Genomic DNA, 22,971 nt, shown 5'->3' on the forward strand with positions numbered 1-22,971 from the left:
TTTGCGGATGGGAAAGGGTGGAGATTTTGACCTGCATCAAGGTCGCCTCCGCAAGCCGCGCCTAACCTGTGACGTATCGTGATGCCAAACGCCCACGAAACAGAGGATGCAGGCCATGACCCGTCTTTCTGCACGCGACCTGATGACGGCGGAGGTGGTCACCGTGCCGCCCGCCACGCCCGTTCTGTCCATCGCCCGGCTGCTCGCCGAGCGCGGCATTTCCGCCGTGCCGGTTCTGGACGGCAACGGCAAGCTTCTCGGCATTGTCACCGAGGCGGATCTGATCCGTCGCCTGGCCGGGGAGGCGGAGCAGCCGGCGTCCTGGTTCGCCAATCTCTTCGCCAGCGCCGAGCGCGACGCGGCGCGCTTCGCCCGCGCCCATGGCGCCACCGCGGCCGATCTGATGACCACCGAGTTGGCCACAGTCGCCCCGGAAACGCCGGCGGCCGAGGTGGCGAAGCTGATGGAGGACCGCAACATCCGCCGCGTGCTGGTGGTGCAGGATGGCAAGCTGCTCGGCCTGGTGTCCCGCGCCGATCTGCTGCGCGCGCTGGTGGCGCCGCAGCAGGAAACCGTCGAACTGTCCGATGACCGCATCCGCATCGCGGTACTGGCGGCGATGCGCAGGCAGCCCTGGGCGGATACCTTCTACACGCTGGTCGATGTGAAGGACGGCGTGGTGGAGCTGAACGGCTTCAGCCGCAGCGCCGAAGTGCAGCGCGCCTTGCGCGTGCTGGCGGAGAATGTGCCCGGCGTGAAGCGCGTGGAGGATCGCAGCATGCCGATGCCGGCCTATCTCTACGCGGCCGGATAGACCAGCGTCTCGCCAAACCCCGGCACGCGGAACGCCTCTGGCGCCAGCCCGTGCCGGACCTTGGCTTCTTCCAGAAGCCGCGCCGGCTCGTCGATCGGCTCATCGGTCAGGCGGAAGAAGGTGCCGAAGTGCATCGCCAGGCTGGCGCGCGCGCCGCAGGCGATGTGGGCCTGCACCGCCTCATCCGGATCCATGTGCTGGGTTCGCATGAACCAGCGCGGCGCATAGGCGCCGATCGGAATCAGCGCGAGATCAATCCTGGGGAAGCGCCGGCCGATCTCGGCAAAATGCGGGCACCAGCCGGAATCGCCGCCGAAATAGACGGTGGCGCCATCCGGTGCCTGGATGACGAAACCGCCCCACAGCGCGCGGTTGCGGTCCCGCAGGCTGCGCGCCGAGAAATGCTGGGACGGCACATAGATGATGCGCAGCCCCGCCACCTCGACACTGTCCCACCAGTCGCATTCGCGCGGCGCGGCAAGCCCCGCCTTCGCCAGCAAATGCCCGGTGCCGAGCGACGTCACGGAAGGCGGCGCCCAGCCGGCCTGCACGCGCTTCAGCGTCACCAGATCGCAATGGTCATAGTGGTTGTGGCTGACCAGCAGCAGATCGACACCGGGCAGGGCGGCCAAGGGCTGGCCCGGCGCGCGCACGCGCTTTGGCCCGGCGAAGGGCAGTGGGCTGGCGCGCGGCGACCAGACCGGGTCGATCAGCACGGAAACGCCGCCGATCTGCACCAGCCAGCTCGCATGGCCGATGAAGGTGGCGGCGATCCGCCCGGCCGCCACGCGCGGCGGTGGCGGTTGCGGCGGGTCCGTGACCCAGCGTGGCCAGGGCGCCACCTGCCGCGTGCGGAACCAGCGCATCACATCGGCCGGCCCGTGATCCACATCGCTGTGCAGATTGACGTAGCGGCCCGCCACGCGGCGGGAGGCGAAGTCGCTCATCGACGCTCCCGCACCGTGGCGAGGATCGCCAGGCCGATCAGCAGGAAGACCAGCACCGTCGCCATGCCCAGGCGCTGGCTGCCCGTCACCGTGGTGACCACCGCCAGCGCCGCCGGGCCGAGGAAGCCGGTGATGCGGCCGGATAGCGCGAACAGGCCGAAATGCGCCGCGATTTCCTCGGGCGGCGCCAGGCGCGCCATGAAGCTGCGGCTGGCCGCCTGGGCAGGGCCGAAGAACAGGCCGAGCGTCAGCGCCATGATCCAGAACCACATCTCGGTCTGCGCCATCAGCAGGCCGCTGCCCAGCACGACCATGGCCATCAAGGCGCCGAGCACCATGCGGCGCGATCCGACGCGGTCCTCGATCATGGCGAAACCGGCGGCACCGAGCCCGGCGGTGACGTTCATCGCGATGCCGAACAGCAGGATGCGGTCGAGCCCCATGCCGAAGACGCCCGCGGCATAGATCGCGCCGAAGGCAAACAGCGTGTTCAGCCCATCGGTGTAGAACAGCCGCGCCAACAGGAAGCGCGCCAGGTCCGGATTGCGCGGCAGGGTGCGGATCAGGGCCGCGATCTCGTTCAGCCCCTGCGCGGCCGCCTGCGCCCAGCTCGGCCGCGGCCCTGCCGGGTCGGGCAGCGCCAACAGCACGGGCCAGCCGAAAAGCAGGATCCAGGCGGCCACCAGCAGCGCCGTGGCCCGCACATGTTCCGCCGCGCCACGGTCGAGCCCGAACAGCGCCGGATCGGGCTGGATCAGCAGCAGCAGCGAAATGGCGAGGCAGGCCAGCCCGCCCGCATAGCCCAGCCCCCAGCCGAGGCCGGAAACCCGCCCAAGCCGCCCCGGCGGCGCTACGCCGGGCAGCATCGAATTGTAGAACACCGTGCCGATCTCGAAACACACCGTCGCCAGCCCGACGCAGACCAGCGCATAGACCGCCCAATCCGGGCTGGGCTGAGCGAACCAGATCATGCCGGTGGAGATCGCGGTGAGCAGCGTGAAGATGCCCAGCATCAGCCGCCGCCGCCCGCCCGCATCCGCCACCGCGCCCAGCACCGGCGACAGCAGTGCCACGGCCAGTCCGGCGGCCGACTGCATCCACCCCCACTGCGCCTGCCCCGTTACCTGATCGGCGGCGACGCCACTGGCAAAATAGGCGGCGATGACGAAGGTGGAGACAACCGTCGGAAAACTGCTGTTCGCCCAGTCATACAGCGCCCAGGCCCAGGCCTTGCGAGTCATGCGGCGATCGCCGTCCGGAAGCCGAGCGCCATCGCCATGTCCATCCAATGCCTGTGATAACCGTTCCTATCCCAGTTCCCGTTGTTGGAACCAGACGTGCTGGGCAGCACGAAGACCGGAGGAAACCCCGCTGGCCGCAAGGCATCGTCCAGCGGCCCGAAGGGCAAGGACTTCAGCCCCAGCGCCAGCGCGGCCGTGCGCCCACTGGTGAAGGCCAGGGCCCGTGGCCGCGCGGCGCGGATCGCGGCCAGCAGCCGGTCCCGATCCGCCTGCGTCACCCGCACCACCCGATCCACGCCCCACTGGGTTTTTGCCAGATCCGTCAGCCCGATGCCGAGGCTGGGGAGTTCGGGAAAATCCTCCGGCCGCATCCGGCGCGGCGTGAAGCCGGCCTCGTGCAGCACGCGCCAGAAGCGATTGCCCGGCGCGGCGTAATAGGCGCCGCGCCGCGCCGATTCCGGCCCCGCCGCCATCCCGCAAAACACCAGGCGCAGCCCGGGCGGTAGCAGGTCCGGCAGGACGTCGCCCGTCACGCGAGCCCCGAAATCGCCCGCGTTGCCACGCCGATTGCCACCAGGTCGCCAGCCCGCGCCGCTTCACGGGCCAGTTGCGTGGCCTCCGCCGCGCGCGCCGGATCGCCTTGTCCGGCCAGTCGGGCACGGGCCAAGCGGGCCTGCACCGCGGCGAGATCGGCCAGCGCTTCCGCCTGCGCGCGGGCGCCGAAAGCACTGGTGACACGGGCGGCCTCCGCCGCGTCGCGCAGCGCGTCCAGGCTGAAGGCCTCCCCCACCTCGCGCCAGGCCTGGGCGGCGGTGGCGGGGTCCGCGCCGCTGTCCTGCGCCAGCCGGACGACGGAAGGCGCGGCCGCGAGCCGCCCGGCGCCGCCCGCCAGCGCGGCGAGGGAGGCCGGAAGGCCCGCTTCCATCAGGCGCCTGGCTTCCTCCTCCGGCGCCGCTTCTTCCGCCGCGATCAGCGCGGCCACGCCCGGCGCCAGGGCGGTCAGCGCCGCATCCAGCGGCGCCGTGCCGTGCTCCAGCATCACCTTGCGGGTCGCCGCTTCCAGCAGCCGGCGCAGGGCGGCCATGGCCTCCAGCCGCAAGGCCGGCGGGACAGGCGCCGCATCGGCGGCCGTCGCAGCGGCGGTCAGCCGGAACAGCGCGCTGGCGAGCCAGGCCGCGCGCGCCACCTCCGCCCCGCCGGTCTCGGCGCCGGCCAACCGGCCGAGAGCAGCGGTGCCAAGTTGGTTCGCCACCATATTGGCCAGGCCCGTCGCCACCAGTTCGCGCTTCAGCCGGTGGCGCGGAATGATCTCCGAAAAGCGGTCCTGCAGCGCCCCCGGAAAATAGTCGCGCAGCAGCGGGGCGAGGGCGGGCTCGTTCGGCAGGCCGCTCGCCTCGATCGCCTCGGTCAGCCACAGCTTGGCGGGTGCCAGCAGGGAGGCCAGTTCGGGCCGCGTCAGCCCCTGGCCTTCCGCGGCACGGGCGCGCAGCACCGCCGCGTCCGGCAGGCCGGCCACGGCGCGGTCCAGCACGCCCTCCGCCTCCAGCCGCGCCATCAGCGCCGCATGGGCGGGCAGGTCCTGCACGGCGGTCATCGTCTCCAGGCTGATGGCCAGCGACTGCGCGTGGTTGTCGGTCAGCACCAGCCGCCCGACCTCCTCCGTCATCTCGCCCAGCAGCACGTCGCGCTGGCGGCGCGTCAGCGCGCCGGCGCGTTCCACATCGGCCAACAGGATCTTGATGTTCACCTCGTGGTCGGAGGTGCTGACACCGGCGGAATTGTCCAGCGCGTCGGTGTTAAGCCGCACGCCATGCTGGGCGGCCTCGATGCGCCCGGCCTGGGTGATGCCGAGATTGGCGCCCTCGCCCAGAACCTTGCAGCGCAGCGCGCTGCCATCGACGCGGATCGCGTCATTGGCCCGGTCGCCGGCTTCCGCCTGCGTCTCCGTGCTGGATTTCACATAGGTGCCGATGCCGCCGAAATAGAGCAGATCGACATCCAGTGTCAGGATGGCGCGCAGGATGGCGGCGGGCTCCGCGCGGTCCTGCTCGATGCCGAGCAGCGCCCGCACCTCCGGCGACAGCGGCAGCGTCTTGGCATTGCGCGGCAGGATGGCGCCACCCGGCGACAGCAGCCGCGCATCGTAATCCGCCCAGCTCGACCGCGGCAACGCGAACAGCCGCGCGCGTTCCGCAAAGGAGGTTTCGGGGTCCGGATTGGGATCGACAAAAATGTGCCGATGGTCGAAGGCCGCGACGAGCTTCGTGCGCTTCGAGATCAGCAGCCCATTGCCAAAGACGTCGCCCGACATGTCGCCAACGCCGGCGCAGGTGAACTCCGCTTCCTGCACGCCCTGGCCGCGAAGCTCGGCAAAATGGCGGTCGATCATCACCCAGGCGCCGCGCGCCGTGATGCCCATGCCCTTATGGTCGTAGCCAGCGGAGCCGCCACTCGCAAAGGCGTCGCCGAGCCAGAAGCCGTATTCGGCCGAAAGCCCATTGGCGATATCGCTGAAGGTGGCCGTGCCCTTGTCGGCAGCTGCGACGATATAGGCGTCGTCGCCATCGCGGCGGACGATGCCCGCCGCTGTCACCACGCCGCCGGAGTCCGAGAAATTGTCGGTCAGGTCGAGCATGCCGCGCACCAGGGTCTTGTAGGCAGCGATGCCCTCCGCCTGGAACGCCTCGCGATCGGTCGAGGGCGGCGGATGCTTCAGCACGAAGCCGCCCTTGGCGCCGGTCGGCACGATGACGACGTTCTTCAGACGCTGCGCCTTCATCAGGCCCAGCACCTCGGTCCGGAAATCCTCGCGCCGGTCCGACCAGCGGATGCCGCCGCGCGCGACGGGACCCGCCCGCAGATGGCAGCCTTCCATCCGCGGCGAGTGGACAAAAATCTCGCGCCAGGGGCGGGGCAGCGGCATGTCGCCGGCCCTGGCGGAATCCACCTTGAAGGCAAGGTAGGGCTTCGACTGATAGAAATTGGTGCGCAGCATCGCATCCAGCAGCAGCCGCAGGCGCGACAGGATGCGGTCCTCATCCGGATTGGCGACGCCGTCCAGAATCGCCGTCCAGCGCGCCAGCAGCGCGGTCTCGTCACGATCCATCGCCTGCGGGTCGAAGCGCGCCTGGAACAGCTCCGCCAGCAGCCGCGCGGCATCGGGATGTTCGGCCAGCGCGTCCTCCACGCTTTCCTGCGCAAAGGGGAAACCCACCTGCTTCAGCCAGCGATACATCGCGCGCAGCAGCCAGCCTTCCTTCCAGGACAGGCCGGCCCGCAGCACCAGGCGGTTGAAGCCATCGGCCTCCGCATCGCCATCCAGCAGGGCGGACAGCGCGCCGAGAATGGTGTCGAAATTCGTCTCCGCCACATCCGCCCCGGCTTCCAGCTGAAAGACGTGCAGCACCACCTCCTGCGCATCCTTCGGCGCCAGGCGATAGGGCTGTTCCTCGATGGCGCGCAGATCGAGGCTTTTGAACAGCGGCAGCGCCTCCGCCAGCGCCAGAGGCCGGCCCGGACTGGCGAGGCGCAGGGTCAGCCGGCGAGGGCCGGCGCCGGGGGCGCGGTCCAGCGTGGCGCGCGGGCGGCCCTGGTCCAGTGCCAGCTCCGCCAGGTCGATATCGGCGACCGCCTGGGGCGCGGTTTCCAGGTCGCGATAGGCGCGCGGAAAAGCCTCCCGCCACCGGGACAAGCGCTTCGCGGCACCGGCGCCGTATTCCTCGGCCAGCGCCTCCTCCAGCCTTTCGGAAAAGCCGCGCGCCACCTGGGCCACGGCGGCTTCCAGCGCCACGTCATCCACCTTGGGGATGCCACCCGGCTTGGTGCCGATCACGTAATGCACGCGCGCCAGCGGCGCATCGCCCATCAGCGTGTACCAGGCCGACAGCCGTCCCCCGAAAGCATCCGCCAGCAGATGGCCGACGCGCTGGCGCAAGGCGGTGTCGAAGGTATCGCGCGGCAGCCAGGCGATGGCGGCGACGAAGCGTTCGAAGGGATCGTGCCGCAGCACCAGCGCCGCGCGCGGCCGGATGGTCAGATCCAGCGCGCGCCGCGCGCCGGCCAGGATTTCGCCTTCCGGCGCCTGGAACAGCTCGTCGCGCGGCCAGGTATCCAGGATGTTGCGCAGCGCGCGGCCATCATGGCTTTCGGGATCGAGCCCCGCCATCGCCAGAACCCGGAGAACCTTTTCCCGCAGCAGGGGGATCGCGCGGGGGTTGCGGTTGTAGGCATCGGCGGCGAACAGGCCGAGGAACAGCCGCAGCCCGGTGATGCGCCCGGCCTCGTCCCGGATGCGGGACATCACCACATCGGCGTGCTGGGGCCGGTGCACCGTGGCGCGCATATTGGCCTTGGCGACCACCACGGGTTCCATGCCCGCGAAGGTGGTGCGCACGGCCTCGGGAATGGCGGAGAGGTCGCGCAGCGCGTCGAAGACCGGCACAGCCGGGTCGCGCAGCATGCCGAGATCTTCCTCCGCCACGACGGAGATCCCGCCATCGGGCGCCACGGCCAGCCGGCGATGGCCGAGCAGCACGTAGTTGTCATCGCCCATCCAGCCCAGGAAGTCGGCGGCGGCGCCGCCCTCGGCCTGCACCTCCCGCCCCGCGGCCGCGAGCAAGGTCAGCATGGCGCCGAAATCACCCACGGCGAGACGCACATCACCCATGGCGCGGCGCAGGGCGGCCTCCACCGCCGGCCATTCGGCCGGGCCGGTGCCAGCCAGCGACAGGGTGGCGCCGGCGGCGATGGCGATGCGCATCACGCTCTCGCGCGGCGCGCCTTCTTCGATCGCCAGCAGCGCGCCCTCCGCGTCGCGGCGGATCGGCACGACCGGGTGCAGGAACTGCCGCACCACGCGGCCGCTGACGGTCAGCGCGGCCAGGGCGCTGTCCACCAGGAAGGGCATGTCGTCGGTGACGATCTCGGCCACCGCGACCGAACCCCGGCCAGGGCCGGGCGGCAGCACGCGCAGCCGGGTCTCGCGCGGCCGGCGCTGGGCGGCGAAGGCGAACAGGCTGGCGGCGGCCTCGGCCAGGGCCTCGGGCGGGGTCGCGGCGAGTTCGGCGGTCGGCACGGCGGCATGCAAGCGGCGCAGCAGCTCCGCCGCCGCCGGGGGCAGGGCGGGGGCGAGGCGGGCCATGGCGGCGGCGGCCGCCGCCAGCACCTGCGGCCGCACACCATCTTCCGCCGGTTGCGCACCCGGGCCCGTTTCGCCAGCCAAATCCGTCATGCACTGGTCCTCCTGGCCGGAAGCTGGCCCTTCGGGCCGGTCGCCGCAAGCGCGGCTCGGTGTCGCTGGTGCAACCCTGGCCGCTTCTGGGCTATTCTTTCCGTATGATCGACAGCCTCGCCGCCCTGCTCGCCCCCGTCACGGCCGAAAGCTTCCTCGCGGAGCATCTGGACCGTCAGCCGCTGCATATCCGCGGCACGCCCGGCAAATTCGCGGAGGTTCTGTCCTGGCGGCAGATCAACCGGCTGCTGGACATGACGCATATCTGGACCGGCACCAGCCTGAAGCTGGTGATGGACAGCGTGGCGGTGCCGCCGGAGCAGTACTGCACCCGCGCCACCAGTCGCGATGGCGCGCCGGTGCTGCAGCCGGATGCGAAGCTGGTCCAGGGCTGGATCGCCAAGGGCGCCAGCGTGGTGATGAACGACGTGGACAGCCTGACGCCCGGCCTCGCCGGCATCTCCACGGCGCTGGAGGGGGCCGGCCTCGGCAAGGCCCAGGCCAATGTCTACATCAGCTGGCAGAGCCACAAAGCCTTCCACACCCATTACGACACGCATGATGTCTGGGCGGTGCAGGTCGAGGGCGAGAAGATCTGGAACATCTGGGAAGGCCGGGCCGACTACCCCATCGCCCACCCCGCCTTCCGGGGCCAGCCGCAGGCGCATCACGACCAGGCGCGCGGCAAGCTGCGCGGCACGGTCCATATGCAGCCCGGCGACCTGCTCTACCTGCCGCGCGGCTGGTATCACGATGCGCTGGCGGAGGCACCTTCCAGCGTCCACATCGCCTATGGCGTGCATGCACCACTGGGCATGGACCTTATGAACATTCTGTCGGAGCGCGTGCTCTACGACCCCGAATTCCGCAAGCCGCTGCCGCGCCAGGATGGCTCCAATCCGGCGAAATTCGCGCTGACGCAGCGCGCCGGGCTGCTCGGCCAGCGACTTTCCGAGCTCTGCCGCGATCCGAAGGTGATGGAGGTGCTGGCGCAGTTCGTCGGCAATTACCGCTACCATCGCGGCGGCTACGACATGCTGGCGGCGCGTGGTATCGCGGCGCCCTCCGCCCCCGCCGGTGGGGTCGAGGCGCCCACCTTCCGCGTGCTGGCGCCAGGGGCCAAGCCGGTGCGGCGCGGCGCGGACTGGGTGGTAAAGGGGCCGCAGGGCATGGTGGTCGTCAGCCCGCCGGAAGCCGAGGCCGCCGCCTGGCTGCTGGCGCGACCGGATGTGACGGCGCCCGAACTCGCCGCCAAGGCCCCGGCCGTGGATGCGGACGGGCTTCTGGACCGCTTGGCCGGCGCCGGCCTGCTGGGGCGCGCGGCATGAGGACCGCCCTGGCCCTTCTGCTGGCGCTGGCCGCCACCCCTGCTTTGGCGCAGCCGCGCCCCTTCAACTGCGTCGGCGCCGAGCAGCTGGAGGATGACATCATCGCCGTGCCCTTCGCCGGCAACAGCACCAGCCTCGGCCCGGCGGGCCGCAGCGCGGTCGCGGCGGCCGTGGCGGCGGCCAAGGCGGAGCCGGGGCGGATGATCTGCGTTCTCGGCCATGCCGATCGGCGTGCCGGGGCGGAGACCAGCACGCAGATCGCGGCGCGGCGTGCCCGCGCCGTGACCGCCGCCATGACAGAGCAGGGCGTGGAACGCGACCGGGTGCGGGCGGAGGCGCGGGTTGCCGCCTTCAGCGGCCGGGTGCGCGAACCTGGCAGCCGCGCCGTGACCATCGTTCTGCTGCCCGCCGCCCCCAGCGCCCCGGCACCTTCCGCGCCGGCTCCCTCGGCACCCGCGCCGACCGCACCCGCCCCCACTGCGCCCGCTCCCTCTGCGCCGACACAGCCCACGCCAGCGGAGCCCGAAACCGCACCGGCAGCGCCAGCTCCGTCGGCGCCCGCCCCAACGGCACCCGCCCCAGCCGCGCCCACGCAGCCCGAGCCTGAACCAGCGCAACCTGAACCATCCGCGCCCGAGCAGCCGGCACCCGCCCCCGCCACGCCCGAACCCCCGGCGGACCCGCCCGCGGCACCCTGACCGCCTGCCGTCATGGATTCCGCTGAGCGGGCGGAATCCACGCCGCCCGCTTGCTGGGATACCGCCCGCATGCTTGCCTTGGACCGAGGTTCAGAGGGAAAGCATTCGGGCATGATCCGCGCCGCCATCATCGGGCTGGGCACTTGGGGCCAGCATCTGGTCCGCTGCGTGCAGGGGCCCGGCAATACGACCCCGGGCGACGGCATCCGCTTCACTGCCGCCGCCACCCGCACCCCGGCCAAGGCGGCGGATTTCGCCGCCGCCCACGGCCTGCGCATGCTCGACAGCTATGAGGCCGCGCTGGCCGATCCGGAGGTCGACGTGGTGGTGCTCGCCACGCCACATACCCAGCACACTGACCAGATCGTCGCCGCCGCGAAGGCCGGCAAGCCGGTGTTCAGCGAAAAGCCCCTCGGCGTCGATGCCGCCAGCGCGCAGCGCGCCGCCCAGGCCTGCGCCGATGCCGGCGTGACGCTCGGCGTCGGCTACAATTGGCGCTTCCAGCCGGCGCTTCAGGCGATCCGCGGCATGATCGATGACGGCACGCTGGGCCGCGTGCTGCATATGGAGGGCAATTTCTGCGGCCCGAGCGCCTATCGCTTCCCCAAGGGCCATTGGCGGCACGACCGCAACGAAGGCCCGGCCGGCGGCATGACCGGACGTGGCGTGCATGTGGTGGATGCGATGCTCTACCTCGCCGGCCCCGTCGCCCAGGTCACCGCGCAGAGCTTCCGCCTGGTGCAGGATTTCGGCATGGACGACACCACGTCGATGTTGCTGCGCTTTGCCAATGGCGCCAGCGGCACCGTCGCCACCGTGATCGCCACGGCGGAGACCTGGCGCTTGCAGGTCTTTGGCAGCAAGGCCTGGGTCGAGGTCGGCGATGTCGAGCATCTGACCACCTGGGACCTGACCGTCTGCCGCATCGATCCCGACAACATCACGGTGAAGCAGCGGCCGCAGGTGATGACCTTCCCGAAGACCAGCACGGAGAAGGCGGAGCTGGAGCACTTTGCCGCCCACGCCGCCGCGCGCCGGCCGCTGGCCCTGCCGGGCGGCGATGCCGTGCACAATGTGGCGCTGCTCTCGGCCATCATGGAATCGATCCAGTCGCAGGGACCCGTGCGCCTGTCCTGAACCGGAGGTTTCCGCCATGCCCGTTCTCACCCGACGCCAGGGCCTGTTTGGTCTCACCGCGCTCTCCGCCGCACCCGCCTGGGCGCAGTCGGCGGGCGATTTCCCGAACAAGCCGATCCGCGTGGTCGTACCCTCCCCGCCCGGCGGGCCGCCGGACCTGATCCTGCGCATGATGGCCCCGGGCCTGACCGCGGCGCTGGGCCAGCCCATCGTCACGGAAAACCGGGCCGGCGCCGGCGGCGTGGTCGGCACCTCCTATGTCACGCGCCAGCCGGCGGATGGGCATACCTGGCTGTTCACCACGGCGTCGCACGTCAACACGCCGCCCTTCAATCCCAACGTCAATTTCGACCCGATCGGCGACTTCACCCATGTGACGCTGGCCGTGCAGAATTTCGGCCAGGCGCTGGTGGTGCATCCTTCCGTCCAGGCGAACACGCTTCAGGAACTGATCGCCCTGGCCAAGGCCGCGCCGGGGCGGCTGACCTATGTGAACGCCGGCAACGGCACCGCAAGCCATATCCCGGCGGAGCTGATGAAAAGCATGTCGGGCACGGACATCCTGCCGGTGCCCTATCGCGGCGTGGCGGAAGGCGTGGCGGATCTGCTGGCCGGGCGGGTCGACATGTTCTTCGTCGGCACGAATGTCGCGCTGGAGCATGTGCGCGCCGGCCGGCTGCGCGCCATTGCCATCACCGGGTCGCGGCGCTGGGACGGAATGCCGGATGTGCCGACCATGCAGGAAGGCGGGCTGGCCGGCTTCGACGTGGTGAACTGGTTCGGCCTGTGGATGCCGGCCGGCGCGCCGCCCGCCGTTGTGGCGAAGGTGCATCAGGCGGTCGCCCAGGCCGTGGCGGCGCCGGAGGTGGTGCGGCAGTTCCAGACCCAGGGCCTGCAGGGCATCGCCATGCCGCCGGCCGCCTTCGCCAGCTTCGTGGCCGAACAATCCCGCTTGGCGCAGGAGATCGGCCGGCGCGTCGGCCCGCCCGGGTGAGCGCTCGCCTTTTTGCGAATCATTCGCAATGATGCGACGCCTGCCCGGTTAGGGAAATATTTGGAAATTCTTCATCCGGTGATCTGTAACATCATCCTGACCTGGGCCTAGACTGGCCCCTGCGGACCCAAGGCGCCGCAGCCTGGATGAGGAAACAAGCCGGTGACAGAAGAGTCGGAGGGAAAGCCGCCGCGGACGCGCCGGCTTTTCGTTATGCGCCTGGCGGCCATTGCCGGCGCCCTGCCCGCCGCCGCCTGCGTGCCGCAGCAAGGCCCCGTCTATTACGCCCCGCCGCCACAGGTACAGCGTGGCACCGGGATCAGCGACAGCGACCCGAACGACCCGCCGGGCAATGGCCGGGGCGGGCATCGCGGCAGCGGCGTCACCGACAGCGATCCGAATGATTCCCCCGGCTTCGGCCGCGGTGGCTATCGCCGGTCCAGCGGCGTCTCCGACAGCGACCCGAACGACCCGCCGGGCCGTGGCCGTGGCGGCTATCGCGGCACCGGCATCACCGACAGCGACCCCTCCGACGGCCCCGGCCGTGGCCGGGGTGGCAGCCGCGTCTACCGCGCCCGCACCGGGGTCACGGATAACGACCCCTCCGATGGTCCGGGCTATGGCCGGGGCGGCTATCGCCGCGGCACCAACCTGACCGATAGCGACCCCTCCGACGGCCCCGGCCGCGGTCGTCGCGGCTACTGAAACCGGAGTCCCGCATGCGCCCATCGGCCCCCACTTTGGCGGAGGAGGCCTGGCGCCTCGCCTTCGGCAGCCTGCCGATGGAGGACGGGCTGGCGATGCGGGAGGATGCGGCCTGGCGGCACTTCCCCGGCAACGACCCGGGCCGCTACGCGCATCTTCTGTCGGTCGCCGATATCGACGCCTTCCTGGCCAGCGACGCGGCGGCTCGGCCGCGCATCTCCATGGCCGATAGCAGTCGCCAGGGCGGCGCCGCGGTGCCGGAGGAGCATTACGCCTTCGAGGATGGAGGGGCCGACCTGCCCGGCCTCTATGACTGCTTCGACCGGGGCGCGACGCTGGTCGTCTCGCAGTTCAACCAGCTGCATCCGCCGCTCGCCCGCTTCTGCCGGGGGCTGGAACAGGTGTTCCTGCATGCGGTGCAGGCGAACATCTACCTGACCCCGCCGGGCGCCCAGGGCTTCCGGATGCATTACGACACGCATGACGTGCTGGTGCTGCAGGTGGAGGGGGAGAAGGAATGGCGCGTCTGGCCCGGCCAGCCCTTCCCCAACCCGACCCGTCGCACCCCCTGGCCCGGCGGCATCGAGCCGCTGGAGGAGGCGGTGACGCTGACCCTGCGGCCGGGCGATGCGCTGTATGTGCCGCGCGGCGTGCTGCATGATGCGGCGACGCAGGATGGCGCGCATTCGCTGCACGTCACCGTGGGCTTCATGGAGCCCTCCTTCGCCCAGGTGCTGCGCATGGCCGTCGACCTGCTGGAGGAAACGGAGCCCGCCTTGCGTGCCACTTTCCCAACCTGGCGCCTGGCCGATGGCCCGGCTGCGCTGGCACCGCTGGCGCAGGCCGTGGCTGCGAAGCTGGCGGAGCCGGCGGCATTGGAACGTGTGGCGCTGGCGCTGATGGACCAGCTGGCGGCGGACCAGCCGCCCTTGCTGGGGCGCGGCCTGTTCCTGCGCGACCCCGCGCCCGAAACCCGCCTGCGCCTCGCCCCCGGCGTGCTGCATGCGCTGGTGCCGATGCCGGAGGGGGAGGGCGCCTCCCTGCGCTGGGCCGGGGCGCCGGTCACCTTGAACGCCATCGAGGCCGGCTGGGTCGAACGCCTGGCGGAGGGCGCGACCCCCGCCGAGCTCGGCTTGGAAAGCCTGGGCCTTTGCCGCAAGCTGCGCCGCTTGGGGCTGCTGGCGGAGGATTAGGTGACGCGCATCATCGGCATCTGCGGCAGCCTGCGGGCCGCCAGCTACAATCGCGGCCTGCTGCGCGCCTGCGCGACCCTGCTGCCCGAAGGCGCGAGCCTGGAGGTGGTGGAGATCGGCGACCTGCCGCTGATGAACGAGGATCTGGAAAAGCCGGAATGGCCGCAGCCCGTGCAGCGCCTGCGCCGCGCCGTCTGGCCTGCCGAGGCGCTGCTGATCGCCTGCCCCGAATACAATGCCGGCATCCCCGGCCCGCTGAAGAACGCCATCGACTGGCTTTCGCGCGCCGAAGGCCTCGGCGGCACCACGGCGCCGGAGGGCGAGACGCGGCGCACGCCGCTCGCCGGCCTGCCCACGGCCATCATCGGCGCCTCGCCCGGCATGCTGGGCACGGCGCGGGCGCAGCAGCATCTGCGCATGTCGCTGCAATCCATCGGCACGCTGGTGATGCCGTTGCCGGACGCCTTTGTCGCCGGCGCGAAGGGGAAGTTCGACGCGGAGAGCAACCTGGTGGACGAGCCGAGCCGCGCGGCGGTGGCGAAGGTGCTGGCCGGGCTGGTCGCCTGGACCGCCCGGCTGCGGGCCTAAACTACTCCGCGGCCTGCGGAACGCCCCGCGGTGCCGGCTGCGCCCAAAGCTCCGGCGCCAGTTCCTCCTTCCGATCCGGGAAGGCCAGCGCGCAGACAAAGGTCACGGCGGCGACGGCAGCCAGCAGCAGCAGCACGCTGCCCAGCCCGCCCGCCGTCGCATGCAGCCAGGCGATGACGGGGCTCGCGGCGGCGGCACCCAGAAACCCCACGAAGAAGCGAATCGAATACAGCTTCGCCCGCAGCGCCGGCGCCACGTAGCGAGCCGTCATCGTCTCGTTCACCGTCACCTGGCCGAAAATCGCCGCCGCGATCACGCCGGCCACTGGCAGCACCATCCAGCCCTGCAATTGCGACAGCAGCAGAAAGCCGGGCATCTGGATGCAGGCCAGCGGCAGGAAGACGCGCTTCAGCGTGTTGCGGTCGATCATCCGCCCCACGGTGAACTGCGTCAGCCCGCCACAGATCGTCACCAGGAAGGCGAGCAGCCCCACCACCGGCAGCAGGTCCGGACTGTCCGCCAGCCGTTCGGCCATCAGCTTCGGCAGCAGCAGGGTGAAAGCGTTGAAGATGAAGCCGGAGACGGTGGCGAGGCTCAGCAGCACCACCACGGCGCGACGCACCACCGCCGCCGGAATCTCTGGAAAGGGTTTGCCGGCCGCCTTGTTCTTGGCGACGTCCTCCGGACCCTCCCGCAGATACAGCAGGCCGACCAGGATGCAGAGCACGCCCGGCACGGCAAAAGCCCAGCGCCAGCCGAGCCAGGCGGCGAGGAAAGCCGTGACGACCGGGGCCAGCGCCACGCCCAGATTGCCGAAGACGCCGTTGATGCCCATGGCCGCGCCCACGCGCGCGCCCGCCGCATCCACCAGCATCGCCGTGCCGATCGGGTGGTAGATCGCGCTGAAGGCCCCCATCAGCGCCAGCCCCGCCGCCAGCCAGTACGGGCCGGGGGCAAAGGCCGAAAGCACCAGCGCCGCACCGCTGCCGAGGAAGAAGGCCACCATCAGCGCCGGCCGCCCGAACCGCTCCGCCAGCCAGCCCATGGGCAGGCTGCCCAGGCCGTAGAGCACGAACATTCCCGTCCCCAGCGCCAGGATCGGGCCGTAATCCGTGCCGAACATGGCCGGTTCCTGCAAGACGATGGCCAGCACCGCGGTCGCCAGGATCAGCAGCCCGTAATGGGTGAAGATATGCGCCGCGTTGACGAACCAGATCTGCCGCTGAGCCGCGTCCATGGTGGTGTTTCCCCTTGCTGGAAGCATGCTAGTCCTGGCGCTTGATCGACGTCCGGACAGGTCATGTCGCGAACCCGCCAAAATCCGGCCCCTTTGCGCGCCGATATGCCGCAGGACGCGGTGGACCGCCCGCTGGCCGCCTTCGCGCGGGACTATGCGGATGGAGAACACACGCCGCGCCACATGCACGGCCGGGTCCAGCTGATCTACGCCACCCAGGGGGTGATGCGGATCACCACGGACGAGGCCGGCTTCATGGTGCCGCCGCTGCATGCGCTGTGGATGCCGGCAGCCACCGCCCATCAGGTGGTAACCCAGGGCCAGGTGGCCATGCGGGCGCTGTTCCTGCGCGCCGACGCCGCGCGGGCCGGCCCGGCGGCCACCACCGTGCTGGCCGTGTCGCCTTTACTGCGGGAATTGATCCTGGCCGCCTGCGCCGAGCCATTGGAATGGGACCCGCAAGGCCGTGGCGGGCATCTGGCCGCGCTGATCCTGGATGAGATCGCCCGCGCGCCCGCCTTGCCCTTCCGGGTGCCGGAGCCGCAGGACCCGCGCCTGAAGCGCCTGGCCGCCGCGCTGCGCACCGACCCCGCCAGCACCCGCACACTGGAGGATTGGGCCGAGCTGGCCGGCGCCAGCCCGCGCACGCTGGAACGCCGCTTCCGGGCGGAAACCGGCCTGTCCTTCGCCCGCTGGCGCCAGACCCTGCGCCTGACCGAGGCCGCCGCGCGGCTGGCCGGGGGCGAGCCCCCCGCGCGCGCCGCCGCCGCCGTGGGCTATGCCAGCGCGCCGGCCTTCGGCGCCGCCTTTCGGGCCGCCTTCGGGATCACGCCGGGGGCGGCGCGCGGATAGGTCACGCCGCTTTCGCCGGCCCCGTATCCAGCAGCTTGTTGAACCAGGCGACCGAGCGCCACACACCCTCCGGCCGCGGCGCCATCCCCTCCCGCTGCAACAACCCTGCCGTACGCCGGCTGGCCTCCGCCGGCGGCAGCATCCCGCCCGCCAGCCGGCGGTACAGCGCCGCCGCGCGGGCCACATCGTCGCGCGCCACGCGGCTTGCGCGGTCGGCACGGCTGCGCAGGAAGACCGCGACCTCCCGCTCCGCCCCCGCGCTGGTCGCCTCCCCCCGCGCGGCGGCGGCAGCGGCCAGGGTGGCGCGGGCGGCTTCCGCCGTCAGGCCGTGGCGGGCAACGCCTTCCACCAGCAAGGCGCGCTCCGCCTCCGGTGCCAGCGGGCCATCGGCCAGACGCAGGCGGACCAGTTCGGCGAAGCCATCGGGCGGCGGCGCGACGGCTTCGGCCCGCAGCGCGGGTCGGGCGGAGGAGGTGGCGCAGGCGGCGCAGGGCAGCAGGGTGGTGCGGCCATCCAGCTCCATCAGCCGTAGCTCGACCGTCATGTCGGGATGGCGGCGCAGCACCTCGGCGGCGGCCTGTTCCATCACCGCCTGGTGCTGCATCAGCTCATCCACCGGGTCTTCCGTCAGGCGACGATTGGCGAAGAGGTTCATGGCGCCGCAGTCGCGGTGATTGACGAAGATCACCTTGCGCACGCCGTGCAGCTGGCGCGAGGCCGCCAGGTTTTCCCACAGCGCCTGGCTCCAGGCCGGGCGCGCCGGATCGACGGCGGCCAGCGCCGCGCCGGCGATGCGCATTTCCGAATAGCGGTTGGTGCGACCCACGGCATCCATCAGATGCGTCACGTCATCGACCAGGCGCGGGTCGATGCAGCTGACCAGGAAGGCATCCGCCTTGCGGGGCGGGGCGGCGGGAAGGGTCATTTGCCGACTTCCTCAGTATGGCTGATGCCGCCCAGGCGGTGATCAATGTGGGAATAGGACAGGCCCGCGGTGAAGAGCGCGGCGAGGCTGACCAGCGCCCAGATCAGCAGCGAATCCGGCGCAAGCAGGGACGTGCCGGAGAGCTGGCTCAGCGTCATCCCGGCGCCGAGGCAGAACACCGCCACCAGGATCATGCCGCGCCGCTTCAGCACGCCGCGCGCGGTCTTCCACATCAGCAGCAGCGCCGTCGCCAGCAGGGCGCCGATGGCGATCTTGGCCCAGAACCAGGAGAAGCCATCCAGCAGCCAATGCAGGTAGGAATAGCCGGAGGGGTTATACAGCGCGAAGACGATGAACAGGCTGAACAGCCCCCGCGCCACCACACCGCGCCAATCGAAGCGCGCCGCGCTCATCGGCCCGCCGCGCGCTGCGTGACCAGGCCGGCCAGCGCCGATCCCGCCGCATCCGCCGCGCGCCGACGCTGCAGGGCGGCGCGCCATTCGGCCAGCGCCTCCGCGGCCGGGCCGTGCAGCGTGGCCAGCGCCTGGTCCGCCGCCTCCAGCGCGCCCTGGTCGAGCAGCGCCTCGGCCGCCGCCGTCGCCGCCAGGGCCGGGCTGTCACCGCCGCCGAAACGCGCCCCGAGGCGCATGGCGGCCGCCATCCAGCGCTGCCAGCGGCCGTCACCCTGGCCCATCTCTGCCAGCACCGCCGCCTCTGCCGCCGCGCCGAAGCTGGCGGCGAGCTGGCGCGGCAGCGGCGCGCCCAAGGGGGCCACCGCCTCCAGCGGCGCCAACACCGCCGCCCAGCTGGGATCACCCTCGGTCAGCGCCCGCGTCACGGCCAGCGGCCGCGCGAAGGGGGCGGGGCGCGCCAGGTGCGGCAGCAGCAGCTCCGCCCCCGCCAGCGCCAGCAGGCCAGGCTCCGGCGCGGTAGTCTGTGCACGGGCGGGAAGGGCCAGGGCCAGCAACAGAAGAAGGATCCAGCGCATCAGCCGCAGCCCGTCACATCAGGCCGCAGCGCGGCGCGGCGGGTCGCCAGCGCCGCCGCCACGGCGGCACTTCCCTGCTCCGCCAGCCGCCGCTCCGCGCGTTCCAGCGCTTCCAGCGCCTGGGCCTCGAAGTTGGAGCGATTGAGCGCGGAATCGACGCGGTTCAGCGCGTAGTCGAGGCCCCAGGACAGGCCGATGCCGCCCGCCACACCCAGGGCGACGCCGGGCGTGCCGCCCAGCGCGTAGCCGAAGGCGCCACCGGTGGCGACCAGCGACCCGGCCTCGCTGACCCGCAGCGCCACCGCCCCAACGCGGGCCGCCATCGGCCGCATGGCGCGCAGGAAGACGTTGCTGCTGTCAGCGCCTTCCTCCACCACCAGGGCCAGCGGGTCGATGCCGCCAGGGTCGGGCAGCGCATCCGCCAGTGGCCGCGACGCCGTCAGCAGATCAAGCCGCGGCACTGCCACGGCGCCGGGCGCGATGAGGGTGACGCGAGGCAGGGCCGAGGCCTCCCGCGCCACCCGCGCCAAGGCTTCCTGCCAGTCCAGGCCGATGATGAAGGCGGCATGGGCCCGGTCCGTCTCCAGCACGCCGGGCGGCAGCACCGGTTGCAGCACGCGGTCGCGGAAGGCCTGGCGTAGCGGCTCCGCCATGCCCTGGGCGATGCGATCCGGCAAGGCGGAGGCGGGGTCCTCGCCGGCCGCCACGCCCTCCGCCAGGCCGCGCATGGCGAGGCCGAGGACGCGATAGGCGGTCATGTAGCTTTGCACCCAGCCATAGGCCCAGTCGCCGAATTCCGGCACAGCTTCCCGCGCCGGGGCCAGGCGCATGGCGGCGGCATCGGCCAGCAGGCGTCCGGCCATCGCCTCCAGCCGCGTGGCTTCCGCCACCAGCAGGGCATCCCAGCGCGCCAGGGCCTGTTCCGGCACGTCGCGCAGCCCGCAGCTTCCATCCATGTGGCGCACCGCCATCGGCGCGGCGGAAACCGGCAAGGCGAACAGCAAGGTGGCCGCCACAACCCATGGACGCAGCCCTGCCATCCGACCTAGCTTCGGCGCATGGCATTTGGCGGCATCGGGACGATTCTGTGGAGCGGCGCGGAGGCCGCGCTGGCCATGCTGCTCGCGCTTGGCGTGTTGCGACTGGCCAGCATTCTGTACGGCCTGCTGGCGCCCGCCGATGCCGAAGCGGTGCCGCTGCTGCATGTGCTGGCGCTGGCCGCGGGGCTCGCCAGTGGCATCGCGCTGCTGTTCGCCGTGCCGCATGGCGAGGATTTCCACCTGTCGCGCATCCTGGTGGCGGAGGGGCCGTGGAACCTCGACCTGCCGGGCTTCCTGGCGCAGCGCGGCCTGCCAGGGCGGGCGACCCTGGCGCAGGCGCTGGACCAGCTCCGCCAGGGCGGATGGGGCGCGGTGCCCGCCGGGCTGGCGCTGCTGCTGCTGGCCAGCGGGCCGCTGGCGGCGCTGCGCTGGTGGCGCGGCTGGGCCCGGCTGCGCGCGCTGGCCGCCTTCCTGCTGCTCGCCGCCAGCACGGCGCTGCTGCTGCACTACGCCATCCATCTGCTCGCCTGGATGCTGGCGCTGCTGAATTTCTGGCTGTTCGCCGTTCTGCTGATTCTGTTCCAGCGCTGGCGCTACGCGCCGCGTGGAGGTCATTGAAGGCGGGGCCATTAAAGGGCGGGGAATCACGTCACCTCCATCAAGGCCAGGAAGGGGCGCGGCGTCAGCAAGGCCGCGTCGCCGACGAAGGGAAAGGCGAGTTTCAGCGCCACCAGCAGCACCGCGCCGACGATCAGCGCGATCACTGCGCCCATGGTGTAGTGAAGGGCGACATGGCCGCCGCCGAAGAACCACTGGAAGCTGATGGTGGCGACGGAGACGGTCAGCACGAGCGCCCAGATCAGCCCTGACAGGCTGCGCGACATCACCGAAAGCCGCGCGACGCGCGCTTCCGCCACCTGCGCGAGCCAGGTCGGCATCACCTGACCCAGCGCCTGCTGGCTGGCATTGGTGCCATTGGCATCAAGGAAGGTGCGCGACAGATGCTGGAAGGCGATCTCCGATCCGGCGCTCGGCTGGCCCGCCTGCATCGCCGGCCAGTCCTGCGCCACCACCGCGCCGGCATAAAGCCGGATGGCGCCGCGCATCTCCTGCCGCAGCGCCGCGAAATCCGGCCCGCTGAATGAGTCCACCGACAGCGCCAGCATGTACAGGCCGGTGGTTTCCTGTTGCAGGTTGTCGCGCGAGGTCTGGTAGATGTCCCAGGCGCCCACCAAGGCGAGAGCGGCAACGACGGCGTAGATCTCCACCACGAAGCCGTACTTCACCGCGCCGATCTGAACATTCGCGGCCAATTCCTGCGGCGTGAAGATCTGATGCATGACGTGGCCGAGGCCGAGCGCCAGAACCAGCGGCACCGCGGTGGTCAGGACGATGGCCATCCACCACGACATGGCGGCGATGTGGTGTGGCAGGGAAAGTTCCAAGTCATGCCCCTCCTGGGCAGGCGGACACGCCGCGGGGCCATCCTGGCCACCGCAGCGTCATCACCTTCAGTCGACGTCGATATCCGCTTCGGTCCAGACCCAATGGCCGATGACGAGCCCGGCCGCCGCGCCGATCGTGGTGGCCAGCGCGCCGCCATGAATCAGCGCGGAACCTGCCAGCGCGCCGGCGAACAGCCCGACCCCCAGCGCCATGGCATGGCCCGCCGTGACACGCTGCGGCGCAATCCCCGGCAGGGTCACCGAGGGCAGGGTGACGGAGGGAATCGCGGGCGTCGTCAGCGCTCCACCGCCCTGCGCCCGGGCGGCCTGCGGCGCCAGCGCCAGACCCAACAACAGCAAAGCGGCAAGAAACGTCTTCATCGGATGATCCCTTGATGGTGGAAAAAATCAGCCATCGATCGCGCGATACCAGCGCCGCGTGCGGATCAGGCGACCAGATGGCTTGGGCTGAAGTTCCAGCTCCTCCATCTGCCGCTTCACCCGCCGCGCCGCGTCCTTGGGCGTCAGCCCATCTCCGGCGCGGGCGCGGTAGAAAGCGACCGCCTTGTCGAAATCCGGTCGCGCGACACGGCCACGACGATCCGCCATGGTTTTCAGCAGCATGCCGGAGGAGCGCCCGAGCTCGGCTTCCAGCGTGATCCCGTCCTGCTCCGCCGCGGCGCGCAACAGCCCGCTCGCCTCCTCCAGCCGAAGGCCGTAGCGGGTCAGGCCTTCCTCCAGCAGTCGGCGTTCCTCAACACGATCGAGGAAGCGCCGGCCTTGCAGTTGCAGCTTCACCAGCTCGGCGAAGCGCATCCGGCCATCCTGGTCGGGAGCATGCATATCGAGATCTCTCCGCGCCACGTCGTGGCGTTACAGGGCCGCGGGGCGCAGCGAGGGCGGCTGCGGCTGGCGCGGCATGTCCATGCCCTGCGGCTGCGTCGACATGCCCTGCACCCGCGCATTCAACCGGTCGATGGCGCGCAGGATGCGGCTGGCTTCGATGCCCAGCGGCGCATCCGTCGGCGTCAGCACGAACTTCACGCGGGGCAGCGGGAACAGGTCGACATCCACCTTGTCCACGGTGAAGCCGCCGATTTCCGTTGCATCCAGAATGCCGCGCACGATGGTCCGCTGCACCAGCGCCATCGGCCCGGGATTACGCGCCGCGTGGCGTTCCAGCATGCGCTCCACATAGTCGCGGTCGGCTTCCGTCAGCTCCCGCGCCTGGCCGAAGGTGAGGCCGAAGCTCGGGATCAGGCCGATGCTGCTCTCGATCTCCTTTAGCTTGTAGCCGGCGATGTCCATCAGCCAGGTGAAGTCATCATCCTGCGACCGGCCGCGATTCAGCGCGCCGTGGCGGCGCATGAAGTGGCTGGCGCCGCCGCTGGCGCCGAACAGGTCCAGCACGCTGCCCCACAACGCTTCCGCCCGCTCGCCGAGCCCGACGCTGTCGGGCAGATCCTGCAACGGCACGGTGACCCTGGTGCGATCCTCCGGCGCCGCGGACTGCGCCTGCGCCATATCCGCGGACAGCGGCAGGGTGGCGAGCGCGCCAGCCAGCAGCCAAGCCGTGGCGCGACGTGCGGGAAGGGACTTCAGCATGGCG

Annotated in this window: 23 protein-coding genes; 10 read left to right on the top strand and 13 right to left on the bottom strand. The window is 71.3% G+C overall.

Features of this window, described 5'->3' with window-relative positions; all coding sequences use genetic code 11:
• The first annotated feature begins 115 nt into the window (after positions 1-115).
• Positions 116-814: a CBS domain-containing protein gene (locus ACVFYP_RS24505; RefSeq protein ID WP_499202853.1), complete on the top strand. Its 699-nt coding sequence runs from the start codon at positions 116-118 to the stop codon at positions 812-814.
• On the opposite strand, the gene ACVFYP_RS24510 is transcribed toward ACVFYP_RS24505, so the two are convergent.
• From ACVFYP_RS24510 to ACVFYP_RS24525, 4 genes are read right to left on the bottom strand one after another with little or no spacing between them, the layout of a single operon-like run.
• Positions 799-1,761 (bottom strand): MBL fold metallo-hydrolase, encoded by a 963-nt coding sequence (locus tag ACVFYP_RS24510; RefSeq protein ID WP_499202854.1) that lies wholly within the window; start codon positions 1,759-1,761, stop codon positions 799-801. The two genes, ACVFYP_RS24505 and ACVFYP_RS24510, sit on opposite strands and share 16 nt — an antisense overlap.
• Positions 1,758-3,002, bottom strand: coding sequence for an MFS transporter (locus ACVFYP_RS24515; RefSeq protein WP_499202855.1), 1,245 nt, complete (start codon positions 3,000-3,002; stop codon positions 1,758-1,760). Before ACVFYP_RS24515 ends, ACVFYP_RS24510 begins: the two co-directional genes overlap by 4 nt.
• Positions 2,999-3,535: a mismatch-specific DNA-glycosylase gene (locus tag ACVFYP_RS24520; protein WP_499202856.1), complete on the bottom strand. Its 537-nt coding sequence runs from the start codon at positions 3,533-3,535 to the stop codon at positions 2,999-3,001. The genes ACVFYP_RS24515 and ACVFYP_RS24520 overlap by 4 nt, the downstream gene beginning before the upstream one ends.
• Positions 3,532-8,232, bottom strand: coding sequence for an NAD-glutamate dehydrogenase (locus tag ACVFYP_RS24525; RefSeq protein WP_499202857.1), 4,701 nt, complete (start codon positions 8,230-8,232; stop codon positions 3,532-3,534). Before ACVFYP_RS24525 ends, ACVFYP_RS24520 begins: the two co-directional genes overlap by 4 nt.
• A gap of 104 nt (positions 8,233-8,336) precedes the next feature.
• On the opposite strand from ACVFYP_RS24525, the gene ACVFYP_RS24530 reads away from it, so the two are divergent.
• The 7 genes from ACVFYP_RS24530 to ACVFYP_RS24560 all read left to right on the top strand — a co-directional run bounded on the left by ACVFYP_RS24530 (position 8,337) and on the right by ACVFYP_RS24560 (position 14,875).
• Complete coding sequence (locus ACVFYP_RS24530; RefSeq protein ID WP_499202858.1) at positions 8,337-9,560, top strand: cupin domain-containing protein; 1,224 nt, start codon at positions 8,337-8,339, stop codon at positions 9,558-9,560.
• Complete coding sequence (locus ACVFYP_RS24535; RefSeq protein ID WP_499202859.1) at positions 9,557-10,258, top strand: OmpA family protein; 702 nt, start codon at positions 9,557-9,559, stop codon at positions 10,256-10,258. Before ACVFYP_RS24530 ends, ACVFYP_RS24535 begins: the two co-directional genes overlap by 4 nt.
• Positions 10,259-10,369: 111 nt before the next feature.
• Positions 10,370-11,395 carry a Gfo/Idh/MocA family protein gene (locus ACVFYP_RS24540; protein ID WP_499202860.1) on the top strand — a complete coding sequence of 342 codons (1,026 nt, stop codon included), beginning with the start codon at positions 10,370-10,372 and terminating at the stop codon, positions 11,393-11,395.
• 16 nt (positions 11,396-11,411) lie between these two features.
• Positions 11,412-12,389: a Bug family tripartite tricarboxylate transporter substrate binding protein gene (locus tag ACVFYP_RS24545; RefSeq protein WP_499202861.1), complete on the top strand. Its 978-nt coding sequence runs from the start codon at positions 11,412-11,414 to the stop codon at positions 12,387-12,389.
• A gap of 162 nt (positions 12,390-12,551) precedes the next feature.
• Positions 12,552-13,094, top strand: a complete 543-nt coding sequence (locus ACVFYP_RS24550; RefSeq protein WP_499202862.1) for a hypothetical protein — start codon at positions 12,552-12,554, stop codon at positions 13,092-13,094.
• Between the two features lie 14 nt (positions 13,095-13,108).
• Entirely contained in the window at positions 13,109-14,287 is a 1,179-nt protein-coding gene (locus ACVFYP_RS24555; protein WP_499202863.1) for a cupin domain-containing protein, read from the top strand.
• Entirely contained in the window at positions 14,288-14,875 is a 588-nt protein-coding gene (locus ACVFYP_RS24560; protein ID WP_499202864.1) for an NADPH-dependent FMN reductase, read from the top strand.
• Between the two features lies 1 nt (position 14,876).
• Here ACVFYP_RS24560 and ACVFYP_RS24565 read toward each other — a convergent pair whose 3' ends face one another.
• Positions 14,877-16,112, bottom strand: a complete 1,236-nt coding sequence (locus ACVFYP_RS24565; RefSeq protein WP_499202865.1) for an MFS transporter — start codon at positions 16,110-16,112, stop codon at positions 14,877-14,879.
• A 63-nt stretch (positions 16,113-16,175) separates the two neighbouring features.
• On the opposite strand from ACVFYP_RS24565, the gene ACVFYP_RS24570 reads away from it, so the two are divergent.
• The gene (locus tag ACVFYP_RS24570) at positions 16,176-16,964 is read left to right on the top strand and encodes an AraC family ligand binding domain-containing protein (protein WP_499202866.1); all 789 of its coding nucleotides are present in this window, start codon (positions 16,176-16,178) and stop codon (positions 16,962-16,964) included.
• 1 nt (position 16,965) lies between these two features.
• Here ACVFYP_RS24570 and ACVFYP_RS24575 read toward each other — a convergent pair whose 3' ends face one another.
• The 4 genes from ACVFYP_RS24575 to ACVFYP_RS24590 are packed head-to-tail and all read right to left on the bottom strand — an operon-like array spanning position 16,966 to position 19,881.
• Positions 16,966-17,889: a hypothetical protein gene (locus ACVFYP_RS24575; protein WP_499202867.1), complete on the bottom strand. Its 924-nt coding sequence runs from the start codon at positions 17,887-17,889 to the stop codon at positions 16,966-16,968.
• Entirely contained in the window at positions 17,886-18,302 is a 417-nt protein-coding gene (locus tag ACVFYP_RS24580) for a DUF6524 family protein (RefSeq protein WP_499202868.1), read from the bottom strand. Before ACVFYP_RS24580 ends, ACVFYP_RS24575 begins: the two co-directional genes overlap by 4 nt.
• Positions 18,299-18,877 (bottom strand): hypothetical protein, encoded by a 579-nt coding sequence (locus tag ACVFYP_RS24585; protein WP_499202869.1) that lies wholly within the window; start codon positions 18,875-18,877, stop codon positions 18,299-18,301. The genes ACVFYP_RS24580 and ACVFYP_RS24585 overlap by 4 nt, the downstream gene beginning before the upstream one ends.
• Positions 18,877-19,881, bottom strand: a complete 1,005-nt coding sequence (locus tag ACVFYP_RS24590) for a hypothetical protein (protein WP_499202870.1) — start codon at positions 19,879-19,881, stop codon at positions 18,877-18,879. The genes ACVFYP_RS24585 and ACVFYP_RS24590 overlap by 1 nt, the downstream gene beginning before the upstream one ends.
• 54 nt (positions 19,882-19,935) lie before the next feature.
• Between ACVFYP_RS24590 and ACVFYP_RS24595 the strand changes: the two genes are divergently transcribed.
• Positions 19,936-20,535, top strand: coding sequence for a hypothetical protein (locus ACVFYP_RS24595; RefSeq protein ID WP_499202871.1), 600 nt, complete (start codon positions 19,936-19,938; stop codon positions 20,533-20,535).
• A 26-nt stretch (positions 20,536-20,561) separates the two neighbouring features.
• On the opposite strand, the gene ACVFYP_RS24600 is transcribed toward ACVFYP_RS24595, so the two are convergent.
• From ACVFYP_RS24600 to ACVFYP_RS24615, 4 genes are all read right to left on the bottom strand, one after another.
• Entirely contained in the window at positions 20,562-21,362 is an 801-nt protein-coding gene (locus tag ACVFYP_RS24600; protein WP_499202872.1) for a bestrophin-like domain, read from the bottom strand.
• Positions 21,363-21,428: 66 nt separating this feature from the next.
• Positions 21,429-21,743 (bottom strand): hypothetical protein, encoded by a 315-nt coding sequence (locus tag ACVFYP_RS24605; RefSeq protein WP_499202873.1) that lies wholly within the window; start codon positions 21,741-21,743, stop codon positions 21,429-21,431.
• Positions 21,744-21,770: 27 nt separating this feature from the next.
• Complete coding sequence (locus tag ACVFYP_RS24610; protein ID WP_499202874.1) at positions 21,771-22,205, bottom strand: hypothetical protein; 435 nt, start codon at positions 22,203-22,205, stop codon at positions 21,771-21,773.
• Between the two features lie 30 nt (positions 22,206-22,235).
• Positions 22,236-22,967: a hypothetical protein gene (locus tag ACVFYP_RS24615; RefSeq protein WP_499202875.1), complete on the bottom strand. Its 732-nt coding sequence runs from the start codon at positions 22,965-22,967 to the stop codon at positions 22,236-22,238.
• Between the last annotated feature and the right edge of the window lie 4 nt (positions 22,968-22,971).

It is taken from the genome of Roseomonas sp. F4, from assembly GCF_053891155.1.